Consider the following 13901-nt stretch of genomic DNA (forward strand, 5'->3'; position numbering starts at 1 on the left):
ATCAAAAGAAGGGGAGAGTATGACGGTAAAGGATGTAAATCGGAAGATTGCGGAGCAGACCGGTCTTAGCTTTGACAAGGACAGCGGGATCAGCGCCGGCTATTTCAATGGCTACCATGTCGCGGTGATCATGGATGCGAATGTCCGAAAGATTGTGGTGTCCGTCTCGATGGGGGCAGGACAGAAGCCGGAGAAGGAGGTTCTGAAGCAGGCGCCGAAGGAGTATAAAAAGACGCTCGGGAAGCTGATGCTGCAGGGGCACCGCGCGAGCTTTCTGGCGAAGAGCGGACTTACGGCGAAGTCACAGATCGAAAGATGCGCGGAGGGGATCCGGGACCTCACGACATTTTTGCATCAAAATGGTTTGCAGGACTGCAGCGAGCTCAGCGGCCGCACGGACGAAAACGGTTGTTATTTTGTCGGGGGGAGTCTTCGCTTTCTGACAAAGGAGGAGTATGCCCAGGAGAGGAACCGCACGCAGTCGGAGTTTGAGAAGAACAATGGAAAGAGAGGGAATTTTATCGCGGGAATCGTCGGGGCACTGCTCGGGAGCTTTATCGGCATTGCGGTGATGGTCTTTATCGGACAGCTCGGCTATGTTTCTCTCTGGGCAGGGATCGTCATGGGAGTCTGTGTCACCAAGGGATATGAGCTTCTCGCGGGGAAGTTCGATATCCTCGGAATGATTCTCTCTGTCCTTGTCATGGCGCTCATGGTTTACCTTGGGAATAATCTGGACTGGGCGATCTCCATCATGAGGGCCTATGAAGTGAATCTCTTCGATGCATTTCCGGCAGTGGGAATGGTCGTCAGGGAATCGGGGAGTACAGCGGTCTACTATCAAAATCTGGCGCTCTACTATCTCTTTACGCTGCTCGGGGCGATCCCGACCATGGTCGGATTTTTAAAGCACAAGAAGCTTCTCGGGGTCTCCTATCCGATCGGAGCGGAGAGCGGAGAGGCATCGGTCAACGGGACAGAGCAGTGGCAGGGCTTCCAGGGGGGGACGGATTTATCTTCCGCAAAATAAAAGTAAATTCCCCTAAATCTCTTGCTTTTCTCTGGATTTTGCGATAATATTAACGGGCATCGGGATGTAGCGCAGGTGGTAGCGCGCTTGACTGGGGGTCAAGAGGCCGCAGGTTCAAGTCCTGTCATTCCGATCCCGGCGAGGAGCAGAGATGCTCCTCGTTTTCTATATCTGCCGGCCGGACTTTGGAAGCGGCGGAGACTGCAGAAGCACCGGGAGAGAGGATGTCGATTTTTGAATGCCGTGAAGGGATTCATTCCGCTATGGAAAGGACCGAGATGAAATTAGTCAGTTTTGCGATTCCCTGTTATAATTCCGCCGCCTATATGAGGCGCTGCATCGAGAGTATCCTGCCCGGCGGTGATGAGCTTGAGATCATCATCGTTGACGACGGATCGGGAAAGGACAATACGCTGGAAATCGCGGAGGAGTATGAGGCGAAGTATCCGGGAATCTGCAGGGCGGTCCATCAGGAGAACGGGGGACACGGTGAGGCGGTCAATGCGGGACTTCGGAACGCAAAGGGACTCTTCTTTAAGGTGGTGGACTCCGATGACTGGCTGGACAGCGCGGTCCTTCTCCGGGTGCTCGATAAGCTTCGGGAGCAGGTCCTCGCCGGTACTCCGGTCGATATGTTTGTCGCAAATTTTGTCTACGACAAGGTCGGGCAGGAGCGAAAGAAGGTCATGCGCTATAAGACAGCCTTCCCCGAGGACAGGATCTTCGGCTGGAAGGAGGTGAAGCACTTTCTGCTCGGTCAATACATCCTCATGCATTCCGTCATCTACCGCACGGAGATGCTCCGGGACTGCGGACTGGAGCTCCCAAAGCACACCTTTTACGTGGACAATATCTTTGTCTACCAGCCGCTCCCCTTCGTGAAGAATATCTATTATATGGATGAAAATCTCTATCACTATTTTATCGGAAGAGAAGATCAGTCGGTCAATGAGCAGGTCATGATCGGACGGATCGATCAGCAGATCCGGGTCAATCAATTCATGGCGGATTGCTGCAATCTCGCGGCGGTGCAGCCGCCCAAGCTCCGAAACTATATGTTTCACTATCTGGAGATCATCACAACGATCTCCTCTGTGCTCGCGATCCGCTCCGGTACAGAGGAAAACATGGAGAAGAAGCGGAAGCTCTGGGAGTACTTCCGGAAGAAGGACCTGAAGCTTTGGTGGCGGCTCAGGATGGGCTTTCTCGGGCAGGGCGTGAACCTCCCCGGAAAGGTCGGAAACCGCCTCACCATCATGGCCTATAAACTGAGTCAGAAGTTCTATGGCTTCAACTGAGAAAAGGATTGACAAAGCAATGCCCGTTTAGTAGACTAAGGAGGTCGCGAAAAGTGCGGACAGGGGTCTTAGCTCAGCTGGGAGAGCATCTGCCTTACAAGCAGAGGGTCACAGGTTCGAGCCCTGTAGGCCCCAGTGTCCGGCCCGGGGCGCGGCTAATCGCGATTCGGGTCGGATGGTTTGAGAAGGCGAGATAGCTCAGCTGGCTAGAGCACGCGGTTCATACCCGCGGTGTCGAGGGTTCAAGTCCCCCTCTCGCTACGAAAAAGAAAATGGCTTAAATGCGTAGATTCCTAAGAAAATCAACGTGTTTAAGCTATTTTTATTGCCTTAAAATAACGCTTGTGATAGCACAAAAATCACGTCTAATCGAAAAAACTGTACAGAAACTGTACAGAGCTTCTGTCAGCTGTTTTCAGTTGTATATCAAGTTTAATAAACATGACATACAGATGTCGTGTTTTGCTTGATATGATACATACGGAGCATAATGAGAATGAAGATAGACAGGCTGATCGGGATACTGTCAGTGCTGCTGCAGAAAGAGAAAACTACGGCACCGGAGCTGGCAGAGAGGTTTGAGGTTTCAAAAAGAACAATAAACCGTGATATCGAAGATCTTTGCAGGGCGGGCATTCCTATCCGTACAGCACAAGGCACTGGCGGCGGAATCAGCATTATGGACGGATATCGGATGGACAGGATAATCCTGACATCAAAGGATATGCAGATGATCCTTGCAGGGCTGCGGAGTCTGGACAGCGTGAGCGGAAGCAGTTATTACGGTCAGCTGATGGAAAAGATCCAGGCTGGTTCCTCTGAGTTTATCACTGGCAGGGATTCCATTCTGATCGATCTGTCATCATGGTACCGGGATTCGCTGGCTCCAAAAATAGAGATGATACAGGATGCAATCGCAGACAGGAGTTTGATCAAGTTCCGATATTATGCTCCATCCGGCGAGAGTGAGCGAACGGTTGAACCATATTATCTGGTGTTTCGCTGGTCGAGCTGGTATCTTTGGGCGTGGTGCTTGAAAAGCAAGGACTTTAGGCTGTTCAAACTGAACCGTATGGATGGTGTTCAAATAACGGAAAGGAATTTTGAATGCAGAGACGCGACTATGCCGGATCTCTCGAATGAAAAAATCTTTCCGGGTGGGATCAAAGTGAAGGCATTATTTGAAGCGGATCAGAAGTGGCGGTTGGTAGAAGAGTTCGGGACTTCATGTTTTACGGAAAATGAGGATGGCAGGCTTCTCTTTACAGCGGATTATACGGACATGGAGAATCTGATCACTTGGATTTTGACATTCGGAGATAAAGCGGAGGTAATTGAACCTGAGGAAGTTCGTGAGAAGGTCAGAACTACGATAGAAGCTATGATAAAGAATTACAGGAGGAACAAAAGGCATGAAATATCCCTGGATTGAAGAGTATCTGATGGAAAAAACAGCTGTGACCAGAGATTTACAGGCGGAATGGAACTGGATTCGATTTCAGATCGGTGGAAAGATGTTTGCCGCGATATGTCTGGATGATAATGATGAGCCTTATTACATTACGCTGAAGCTTGAGCCGCTGGAGGGGGATTTCTGGCGGAAACAGTATGAAGATATAATCCCCGGCTACTATATGAACAAGCAGCATTGGAATTCAGTAAAGGCTGATGGAGAGGTGCCAGATGACATCCTGAAGGATCTGCTTGATAAGGCATATCAGATAGTGCTTGGGAACTTCAGTAAGAAGAAACAAAAGGAGATATTGGGAGAGGAATGATTTGACCGAATGTATCAGCTGCTGTGAGTCTGATTGCAGTGCCTGCTATTGCTATGGTGAAATGTGTAAGGGCTGTAATGCCGTGTGCGGTTCTGGTGATCCTCTGTATTGATGTCGTTCATGATCGTCATACATACCTGAACGTAAGCATAATCGAAATTGTCTTTCGAGAGAATGAAATTGCATTCCAGCTTTCCGATCCGCCCCCAAGTGTCAAGATTTATGATACAACGCCAAACGCTCAGGTATGCAAACCTGATCACGGAAGCTGAGTATTCCCTCATCAAGAAAAAACTTCAGAAAGATTATAAAGTGCCGTCTGACATCCTTGCGCATTATGAAGGCAGAGATGGGCGATAGTGTATAATTCCCTTAAAAATTGAAAGATATTAAGGGAATAACCCCTTAATTGATTGACGCATCCCTTAAATAATGATATAAAATAAGGGAAATGAACGGAGGTAAGGGAATGCGGGAGTTCAATTATACAAAGATCAGTGAAATGAAGTGGGATTCCGAAGTACTTGGACTGATCGCCGCAATCTATAAAGAAGCAGGAAAACAGGAACTGTATTTAAAACAGAGACCGCAGGAACTGGGAAAACTGGTTGAAATCGCTAAGATCCAAAGCACAGAAGCGTCTAACGAGATTGAGGGTATTGTCACGACAGATACTCGTATAAGACAGCTGGTCGAAGAAAAGACAAGCCCTAGAAACCGCAGCGAACAGGAGATCGCCGGTTACCGGGATGTACTCTCGATTATCCATGAAAGTTTCGATGCCATCCCGATCACGCAGAACTATATCCTTCAACTCCATAAGATCCTTTATAATCATGCGAATAATCCGATCGCCGGTCACACAAAAAACGTGCAGAACTATATCGGTGCCACGTATCCGGATGGCCATACAGCTGTCTTGTTTACTCCGCTTGCTCCATATGAAACGACGGAGGCACTGGATAGGATCTGCGAAGAATATAACCGGGTGATCGGAAACATGGCACTGGAGCCGCTGATCGCGATCCCGGTTTTTATCCACGATTTCCTCTGTATTCATCCTTTCAATGACGGGAATGGCCGCATGAGCAGACTGCTGACGACTCTATTGCTCTATAGAAGCGGATTCTATGTGGGCAGGTACATTTCTCTGGAAGCCAAGATTGTGAAGAATAAAGATCTTTATTATGAAGCTCTTGGGGCTTCTCGGAATAGATGGCATGAAGGAAATGATGATCCTGTTCCGTTTATCAAATACCTTCTTGGGACGATTCTTGCAGCCTACAGAGATTTTGAGGACAGATTTGTTTTAGTAGAAACAAAACGTTCTGCTCTGGAAACAGTGAGACTGGCTTCTCGGCAAAAGATCGGGAGTTTCACCAAACAGGATATCTGGGAGCTATGTCCTTCCCTGAGTTTAAGCTCTGTGGAAGGTGCCTTACGGAAACTGGTGGAGTATGGGGACCTGAGGCGGGAAGGAAAAGGCAAGAATATCCATTATTTCAGAACACGGTGATTAAGAATATCAGAAATTCGGCAATACTTCGATACAAGGAGCTTCCAGAAAATCATTTCCAAGTTCTATTCTCATTACAGCATCTCTTTCCTTGCTGCGCCCGTAGGGCTATCATGCCTTTGCCTTCTTCTCCAAAGCCGCAAGGCTAAAATCAAGGATGCACGCCTTTCGTTCTGTCAGTATAGTCATATAAAATTGCTTCTGTAAATCACTGATGAACGGTGTCTGCTCAATGACAGCCCCTATCTTTTCCACGTCGATCCGTGGCAGGATGTGTTTTAGCGCCTCGTTGCAGCCTTCATATTGCAAGGAGGAAATGAAATCAAAATACCGTATTTTCTTCCCGTCCACGTTGATGGCTGAAAGTGGAATGTCGTAAATCCGCTTATTGAGCTGTGCCCGATCCGTCAGGACGTGCTTCATGATGGTTTCATCCGCCTGCGGGTACAGACAGCTGCCACAGTCATAGGCCGGAGCAAGGATCATTTCATCGCACCGGTCATCGTACAGGAAGCCCCAATTCCCGTTGTGGCGGTCCCAGTTCCCAATCAGGGCGTCCACGATGAACATGTCCCAAAACCGTTCCAGCAAGCTGCCATGGTCTACTAATTGCATTTGAGCATGTATTGTTCGCCCTCATAGATGACGGAAATCTTATTTCCATTCGCGCCTGCGTAGGTCTTTTTCCGCTGCTTCAAGTTTGTAAAATCAATGTATTCCATCGGCTACACCCTTTCCAATCCCAAATATTTTTTCCTGAGATACCACGCCTGGTCAGGGCTTATGATCTGTTCCACCTCCGCTACGTTGATGCTGGATTGCAGGTCGCAGAAGTCGCAGTCCCATTCATAGTATTCCTCGCCCCGGTCCAGCTTTGCCTGCGCGTCCTTCATGGCCTCGATGGACGCCGCAAGAAAAGGCGGCAGGTCGCACTCAAAATAGGACTGATCCTTTGGCAGCCCCGTCTTGCTGTCATACGGTGATGACAGCTCCATCATATCCTCCATCGTACAGCCCAGCGCCTTTGCAAGCTGCTGGACAGTCTTTGCCGAGCAGCGTTCAATCTCGCTGCGGCCTGCGCATATATCCATGATCGTGGTCTTGGGAACGCCGCTGACTTTGGAGAGATGATATTTTGTGATCTGGCGCTGATCGAGCAGTGTCTGTAAATCCATAATGGCACCTCCATTTCTGTACGCCCTTATTATATCGGTATACCGACCCAATGACAATAGAGCCGCTATCTTTCCGAAGATGTCGCCGTCTTTCTATAAACCCATCGTTTTTCTTGAAAACAGGATAGTTTCTTGACATAAGGTCCGAAACAAGTATTGAAAAAAAGACATTTATATGGTATGTATTTCTTGATTCTTTTGAAAGGCACATGACCTTCATGTGATGGTGAAGCAATGATTAACAGATAATCGATTTCGGGATAGGTAAACGATGGATGTTCGATGGGCGCGTCATGCCCATAATCGGTTTGCGTAGACTGAAGGAAGATTGTCTGTTTTTTGAGCGGATCTGGAGAAAGGTTTTTGATCGCAGTGTGCATTCTGGCTGCATATCTTCTGTGCCCTTTCCTGCAGCATTCTACGTAAACTTAGAAACCGTCCCGCTCTGACAGACTATCAATCAGTCTATGCGCGTCAGAGAGGGGTGTTTTTTGTTACAGGTCAAATCGCTTACCATAATACATACCAAAGATTTCAGAACGATCCTTCAGGACTTTGACCTTGTGCTGAAAGCCGGTGACAAGGCTGTCCTGGTCGGTGAAGAAGGGAATGGAAAGTCTACTTTGCTGAAGTGGATCTATGACCCTTCACTGGTAGAGGACTATGTTGAAGCGAATGGAGTGAAAACCATACAGGGAGAGCTTTTGGGATATCTCTCGCAGGAGCTTCGGGATGAAGATAAAAGAAAAACTGTTTATGAGTATCTTTCGGGTCTTTCGGCCTTCCGGGAAGCAAATCCTTCTGAGTTGAAGAAAACAGCAGTGGAAATGGGATTTATGGATTCCCTGTTTTATTCCGATCAGGAAATGCAGACGCTTTCGGGAGGAGAAAGGGTCAAGGTTCAGATGGCGGGTTTACTTCTTGCACATCCGGATTTCCTTCTTCTGGATGAGCCGTCAAACGATATTGATCTGAAGACCCTTCAGTGGCTGGAGAAAATGATCAACCGGTTTCCAGGCGGGATCCTTTTCATTTCCCATGACGAGACATTGATAGAGCGGACGGCAAACCGGGTGATCCTGATCGAGCAGCTGCGGCGAAAAACAGCTTCCAGATTGACTGTGGCCAACGTGCCGTTTCGGACCTTCATGGAGGAACGGCGGAGGGCGTTCGATAAACAGGCGCAGGAGGCTTACAGCGAGCGCAGAGATGAGAAAAAAGCCATGGAACGATTCCGCCGCATTGAACAAACGGTGGAATCGGATCTTCGGAATATATCAAGGCGGGATCCGAGCGGAGGACGGCGGCTGAAGAAAAAAATGAAGGCTGTGAAATCCCTGGAGAAGCGTTACGAAAGGGAACATGGAGAGATGACCGAAGTCCCGGAAACGGAGGCCCCTATTACGATACAGTTTGAGCGGCAGAAGGCCATGCCGGCCGGAAAAACAGTGATAGAATTTTTATTGACTGAACTGAAGTCGCTGGAGGGAAGGATTCTTGCAGAAAACATTGTGTTGAATGTGAGAGGGCCTGAGAAAGTCTGCATCATCGGGGATAACGGCGTGGGAAAGACAACGCTGATCCGGAAGCTTGCTGAAGAACTTCTTTTGCGGCAGGATCTGACAGCCTGTTATATGCCTCAGAATTATGAGGAAAGACTTCCGTTCGATTTGACGCCGGTGGAATATCTGGCGCCTTCAGGAAGAAAAGAAGATGTGACGATGGTACGGACATATCTCGGATCCATGAAATATACGTCGGATGAGATGTTCCATCCGATCAGGGAGCTTTCAGGCGGCCAGAAAGCAAAACTCTTTCTCCTGAAGATCAGTCTGACAGAGGCTAATGTCCTGATCCTGGATGAACCGACCAGAAACTTTTCGCCGCTCTCAGGGCCGGAAGTACGTAAGATCCTGAAACAGTTCCCGGGGACCATCATCAGCGTTTCCCACGATCGAAAATACATCTCCGAAGTCTGCGATAAAGTTTACAGGATGACTGCGGAGGGGTTGACCTTACTTGAAAAAACCCAATTATAATCTTAAAAAGCTGGGAACGGATGATATGGATCTGTACCTGATCCACCAGCCCCACGGAGAGTACGTAGCTGAAGCATAATAGACATGACATACTGTTGTCGTGTTTGGCGTGATAGGATACCTGCAGAGCATGAGCAGAATGAAGATAGACAGACTGATCGAGATTGCTTCATGGAATAGGCGTTTTGAAGAGAAGGATGCAAGGAGGTAGAATACTGTGGCATTTGATTTTAAGAAGGAATATAAAGAGCTTTACATGCCAAAGGATAAGCCCGGTATCGTGACAGTGCCGAGCATGCATTATGTCGCTGTGCGCGGATCGGGAGATCCGAATCAGGAGGATGGGGAATACAGGCAGTCTATCGGATTGCTGTATGGAATTTCCTTTACGATCAAAATGAGCAGGAAGGGAGAGCATCGGATAGAGGGATACTTCGATTATGTCGTACCGCCGCTGGAAGGTTTTTGGTGGCAGTCTGAGCGGCAGGCAGCGGATGCCATGTTGCGAACCGACCGATCCGGCAGGCGGGAAAGCGCGGCTGGAATTGACTATGCGCATAAGGAAAACTTCCATTGGATTTCCGTGATGCGCCTTCCGGATTTCGTGACAGAGGATGATTTCAGCTGGGCTGTGAAGGAGGCGACGAAAAAGAAAAAGCTGGATTTTTCCAGGGCAGAGTTTTTGACAGTCGAAGAAGGCCTATGCGTCCAGTGCATGCATATCGGTTCTTATGATGATGAGCCTGCTACAGTTAAGAGGATGCATGAGTTCATGGAACAGCAGGGTTATGAGCTGGATCTTACGGATAAACGGCTGCATCATGAGATTTATCTCAGTGATGCCAGAAAGGTCGCTCCGGAGAAGCGAAAGACCGTGATAAGGCATCCGATTAAGATAAAGGGGAGCTGAAAATGCATTTTGCGGAAGCGAAAGGAATTCTGAATGGCAGCGGCGGATACTTCGGAATGAACATATACCGGGGATGCAGCCATGGCTGTATATACTGTGACAGCAGGAGCAGCTGCTATCAGTTCATGCATCCTTTTGAGGATATCGAGGTGAAGAAGAATGCGCCGGAGCTTCTGGAAAAAGCGCTGAAGTCGAAAAGAAAAAGGTGCATGATCGGAACAGGAGCGATGTCGGATCCATATATGCACTGCGAGGAAGAGCTGCGGCTGACAAGACGATGCCTGGAGATTATTCTGGAAAATGGCTTTGGGGCTGCGGTTCAGACAAAATCGGACCGCATCCTTCGGGATATCGACCTGCTGTTAGAGATTAACCGGTCTGCAAAGTGCGTCGTAGAGATGACTCTCACAACCTACGACGATGAGCTATGCCGGATTTTAGAGCCGAATGTCTGCAATACAAAGCGTCGGATCGAGGTGCTGGCAGAAATGCAGAGCAGAGGCATTCCAACGATTGTCTGGATTACTCCCATTCTGCCGTTTATCAATGATACAGAAGATAATATCACGGCAATTCTGAATGAGTGCGTCAGAGTCGGCGTAAAGGGTATTATCGATTTCGGCATGGGACTTACACTTCGGGAAGGTGATCGGGAATACTATTATGCAGCACTTGATAAGCATTTTCCGGGAATGAAAGAGCGGTATATCAGACGGTATGGGAATGCATATGAGCTGCCGAGTCCGAATGCGAAAGAATTGTCGGGAATATTCCGAAATATCTGCAGAGATAATGGAATCCTGTCGACACCGGATGTTTGCTTTCGGTTTCTGCAGGAATTTCCTGAGAAGTATCTGCAGATGAGCATATTTGATCTGTGACTGTGGGGCCTTCAAAGGACATGGGTAGTCCACGGATCTGCTTGCTGCCTGCATTGAGGATAGCAGAAAAGAGAGGAGGATGGGGTATGGTATCAACGAAAGAGTAGCTTGATTTTATCTTAGAGCAGCTGTCTGGACTTGATGAAGTCAGCTTCCGTGCGATGATGAGAGAATATATCCTTTACTATCGTGATAGAGTATTTGGCGGTATCTATGATGACAGGCTTCTGGTAAAGGCTGTTCCATCGGCAGTGAGGATATGTCCATGGAGTCTCTGTATGATAGGGCGAAAGAGATGATCCCGAGATACCATAGCTTTCGTGACAGAGGATTCCGAAAGCGACAGCATCTCTTTTAACACATGACTTTCACTGAAGCTCCAGTGCGTCATACCTTTATCCGAAAGCCGGAAGCAAAACAGCAGCCTGTGCCTCTTATGACGCACAGGCCGCTGTTTTTCGTTGAGAGGAGAAAAGGTCTCTTGGACTATCCCCTGATTTGAAGGAGAACTTTTAAATTGACAAATGCAAATCTCTCATCTAATATCGAAGGAGTAAGCCCTTTTGGAGGATGATATTATGCCTGAAATCCGATTATGAGCTTCTTATGGGGGCTATATACGCTGGAGAAAAAAGGTGCGCAGGTTTCTTTAAGGCATATATAACTTTAACCCCATATCCTTTTGGCAAAGGAGACCGGTAAGATATCGCAAAACTCCGCCTTGAAATTAACTATGATAATATGAAATGCGAGACCTTTAAAACTGTAGGTGAATACAAGGGAGAAGTGCTTTTGTGACACTTATGGATTAAATTTCATAAAGCTCCTGATGGAAGGTATTCTCATCCCGTTGCGTCGAGGACAAGTATTTCCGTCTTTAATGGGATGTATGAGATAAACTGAATTTTTCCGGGGGGACCAATGAATGCGATTGCGATAAAAAAGGAGCTGATAAAATTAGGGACTGGGGAGCTTGCTGCGCTTGTATCGTTTTGGTTATGCTTTTTTGCTATGAAAGCGTGGCTTGTAGATTCTAAAATGATAATTCTTATCCTGTATCCGCTGTCCGTTTTGAGTTTTATTTTAATGCAGGGTTCTGTTTACTGGTTCATTTTATTAAAGAGAGTGTCTGACCCTCTGTTTCTTATAAAATATACTGGAAATACATATAGAATACTCAAAGTGATGGATGCGGTTCTGTTGTGTATAGGGGTCCCAATCCTCCTGCTGAATTGCAGCAATCTTATTGTAACAGCAGTGTCCGTCTTTCTCTTGTTGTTCTCTGTTATTGAGTGGATAAATTACTATATCGTGAGGTTGTCTTACAATTATAATCCAACTGTTTTCATTAAGCATTTGAAAAATAAAACGCTGAAAAAAAGCAGGATAGCGAGAGAGATCGATAAGCGATAAATTACAAATTTGTAACTGAAATTTTTTGTATTTTGCGAAGGGAGAATACCGATTTATGCTTTCAATATTAGGTGCAGTAATATTTGGAGTTATAGCAGCTATGACAGTTCTTGTTGCCTGCGGTTTGCCTTTGGGTGAATTTACAATGGGTGGACAACATAAAATCTTACCTAAGAAATTTAGAGTTGCGGCAGTCATCTCGGTGGCTATCCAAATTTTTGCAATGATAATTATTTTGCAGGCCGGAGGTTTTATTTCCCTGTGGCTGCCCTTTACGGTTACTAAATATATTTGCTTCTTCTTTGCCGCTTACCTATCTTTGAATACTATTATGAACATGCTTTCAAAAAGCAGGAAAGAAAAATATGTTATGACTCCCCTTTCACTTATAGCCGGAATATGTTTTTGGATAACGGCATTTCAGATGTAGTATGTAAAATGGGGATAATCTGCAGTGCGTCGAATCGGAAATTATCGGGTAATGGTACGAGGCAAAGACTTGGATCATTATCATTGATGGGGAGAATCAATACGAAAACTAATCCTTCAAGCTTGAATATTTTCCTCAGAGATTCTTATGGAAGAGTATAACCATGAAAAAACTTTGGCTTTATATTTTTATACCAATGGCTTTATCGATTGCCTGTACCGGGCGGCAGGGATTAAATTCCGTGGAAACCTTTGAACATACAGATACCGATAAACAAACAAATGCTGTTTCTGACGGTATTACAGAAAATCGGTTTACTGATACGGAAATGGGTGAAATAAGGGATTTAATAACTTCGATGGAGGCGGAAACTCCTGAAATCAAATATGCGGATATGGATCAATCTCTTTTGGGGTTCTACACAAAGCCTATAAAAAATGACTATAAGTTTTTGGGACGGTTTTCTAATAACGGATACGCCTACATTCTCGGAATATCTAAGACCGAAACTGCTGTTTTGAGAGAGTTAGATTGCAGGCTTGAGGAAATCGGATATGTTCAGTTGGGAAAATGGATGGATAGTCAGATGGGCAACGAGGAGAGCTTTGAGGAAATATATGATTTTCCGGGGATTCTGTCTTTCTATCAAAGTAGAGACGGAAAGTTTTTGTACCTGGGCATTAGACAATATTCCGATTTAGGTGATATAAAATATTCAGATATGAATTTAGGCAAGGTGTTTGATGAAATAGTAAATAAAAACAGACTGGAATATATTAGTCAATTGCACGAAAAACAATTAAGAGCTCTTAAGCCGTTTAAGACGCCATATATATCGATGTATAAGTGGGAACACGGAGAAGATTTTTATGCATACAAACCGATCTCATACGATGAACTGACTACAATTACAGAGGACAAGAGCAAAGTTGATCCGTCAAAAATAAATCGTGAATGTGTGCACTTATATGATTATAATGGGGATCCTATGCCTTTTATGGATTCTGTTAATCGATCCCTTTATGAAAAAATTGAAGATTTTTATGAAGTCCGTTCTTTAGATGAAATTATAAATATTTCTTCCATAAAACTGATTCGAAAAAACCCGGAAGGACGGCAGAGCAAGATTGTAAACATAGAAGATGCGGATGCCGTTGATAAAATAACAAAGATTTTAAAAAGCTCTGATGTATCTTATATGGGGAGGCCATCCTATGAAGATTTATTGATTCTTATAAAAGAAGATGGAAGTGAGATAGAATTGCAGATCTCGCCGTATTACTCCGGTTTCATGACCGGAGAAGGATTTATTTTGGGGAACTCTGTTTGTTACAGTCCCGGACAAGAAGAATGGCTTAACTTAATGGAAAAATATTTCAGTGAATGATATAGTGACGATAAAGCGGATAAGACAATAAGCCGGTACAAAAC

The 13901-nt window shown here is 46.1% G+C and carries 13 protein-coding genes, 3 tRNA genes and 1 pseudogene; 15 read left to right on the forward strand and 2 right to left on the reverse strand.

What is annotated here, in order from left to right; genetic code table 11:
• Positions 1 to 19: 19 nt before the first annotated feature.
• From HMPREF1986_RS11505 to HMPREF1986_RS11540, 8 genes are all read left to right on the forward strand, one after another.
• Positions 20 to 1030, forward strand: coding sequence for an FUSC family protein (locus tag HMPREF1986_RS11505; RefSeq protein ID WP_021775023.1), 1011 nt, complete (start codon positions 20 to 22; stop codon positions 1028 to 1030).
• Positions 1031 to 1090: 60 nt separating this feature from the next.
• Positions 1091 to 1163: transfer RNA gene (locus HMPREF1986_RS11510), tRNA-Pro, on the forward strand.
• Between the two features lie 145 nt (positions 1164 to 1308).
• The gene (locus HMPREF1986_RS11515; RefSeq protein ID WP_036600561.1) at positions 1309 to 2328 is read left to right on the forward strand and encodes a glycosyltransferase family 2 protein; all 1020 of its coding nucleotides are present in this window, start codon (positions 1309 to 1311) and stop codon (positions 2326 to 2328) included.
• A gap of 62 nt (positions 2329 to 2390) precedes the next feature.
• Positions 2391 to 2463 (forward strand) — tRNA-Val (locus HMPREF1986_RS11520).
• A gap of 52 nt (positions 2464 to 2515) precedes the next feature.
• A tRNA-Met gene (locus tag HMPREF1986_RS11525) sits at positions 2516 to 2589 on the forward strand.
• Between the two features lie 235 nt (positions 2590 to 2824).
• On the forward strand, positions 2825 to 3760 hold the full coding sequence (locus tag HMPREF1986_RS11530; RefSeq protein ID WP_036600526.1) for a helix-turn-helix transcriptional regulator: 936 nt from the start codon (positions 2825 to 2827) through the stop codon (positions 3758 to 3760).
• Positions 3741 to 4106 carry an MmcQ/YjbR family DNA-binding protein gene (locus HMPREF1986_RS11535; RefSeq protein WP_021775026.1) on the forward strand — a complete coding sequence of 122 codons (366 nt, stop codon included), beginning with the start codon at positions 3741 to 3743 and terminating at the stop codon, positions 4104 to 4106. The genes HMPREF1986_RS11530 and HMPREF1986_RS11535 overlap by 20 nt, the downstream gene beginning before the upstream one ends.
• 469 nt (positions 4107 to 4575) lie before the next feature.
• Positions 4576 to 5622 (forward strand): Fic family protein, encoded by a 1047-nt coding sequence (locus HMPREF1986_RS11540; RefSeq protein WP_036600529.1) that lies wholly within the window; start codon positions 4576 to 4578, stop codon positions 5620 to 5622.
• A gap of 111 nt (positions 5623 to 5733) precedes the next feature.
• Here HMPREF1986_RS11540 and HMPREF1986_RS11545 read toward each other — a convergent pair whose 3' ends face one another.
• Both HMPREF1986_RS11545 and HMPREF1986_RS13000 read right to left on the reverse strand, forming a co-directional pair.
• Positions 5734 to 6237: a HipA domain-containing protein gene (locus tag HMPREF1986_RS11545; RefSeq protein WP_021775029.1), complete on the reverse strand. Its 504-nt coding sequence runs from the start codon at positions 6235 to 6237 to the stop codon at positions 5734 to 5736.
• 110 nt (positions 6238 to 6347) lie between these two features.
• A complete protein-coding gene (locus HMPREF1986_RS13000; RefSeq protein ID WP_021775030.1) occupies positions 6348 to 6797 on the reverse strand; it encodes a helix-turn-helix domain-containing protein in 450 nt (149 codons plus the stop codon).
• Positions 6798 to 7288: 491 nt separating this feature from the next.
• On the opposite strand from HMPREF1986_RS13000, the gene HMPREF1986_RS11555 reads away from it, so the two are divergent.
• The 7 genes and pseudogenes from HMPREF1986_RS11555 (at position 7289) to HMPREF1986_RS11580 (ending at position 13857) form a co-directional block, all read left to right on the forward strand.
• A complete protein-coding gene (locus HMPREF1986_RS11555) occupies positions 7289 to 8836 on the forward strand; it encodes an ATP-binding cassette domain-containing protein (protein ID WP_036600531.1) in 1548 nt (515 codons plus the stop codon).
• Between the two features lie 217 nt (positions 8837 to 9053).
• Positions 9054 to 9746, forward strand: a complete 693-nt coding sequence (locus HMPREF1986_RS11560; protein ID WP_021775032.1) for a GyrI-like domain-containing protein — start codon at positions 9054 to 9056, stop codon at positions 9744 to 9746.
• A 2-nt stretch (positions 9747 to 9748) separates the two neighbouring features.
• Positions 9749 to 10627 (forward strand): SPL family radical SAM protein, encoded by an 879-nt coding sequence (locus tag HMPREF1986_RS11565; protein WP_021775033.1) that lies wholly within the window; start codon positions 9749 to 9751, stop codon positions 10625 to 10627.
• Between the two features lie 116 nt (positions 10628 to 10743).
• Positions 10744 to 10893: pseudogene (locus tag HMPREF1986_RS13620) on the forward strand (TfoX/Sxy family protein); the annotation flags it as partial.
• A gap of 655 nt (positions 10894 to 11548) precedes the next feature.
• Positions 11549 to 12040, forward strand: coding sequence for a hypothetical protein (locus tag HMPREF1986_RS11570; RefSeq protein WP_021775037.1), 492 nt, complete (start codon positions 11549 to 11551; stop codon positions 12038 to 12040).
• Between the two features lie 55 nt (positions 12041 to 12095).
• Positions 12096 to 12470, forward strand: a complete 375-nt coding sequence (locus HMPREF1986_RS11575; protein WP_021775038.1) for a hypothetical protein — start codon at positions 12096 to 12098, stop codon at positions 12468 to 12470.
• A 163-nt stretch (positions 12471 to 12633) separates the two neighbouring features.
• Entirely contained in the window at positions 12634 to 13857 is a 1224-nt protein-coding gene (locus tag HMPREF1986_RS11580) for a hypothetical protein (protein ID WP_021775039.1), read from the forward strand.
• Positions 13858 to 13901 lie beyond the last annotated feature (44 nt).

It is taken from the genome of Oribacterium sp. oral taxon 078 str. F0263, assembly GCF_000469565.1.
GTDB lineage: Bacteria > Bacillota > Clostridia > Lachnospirales > Lachnospiraceae > Oribacterium.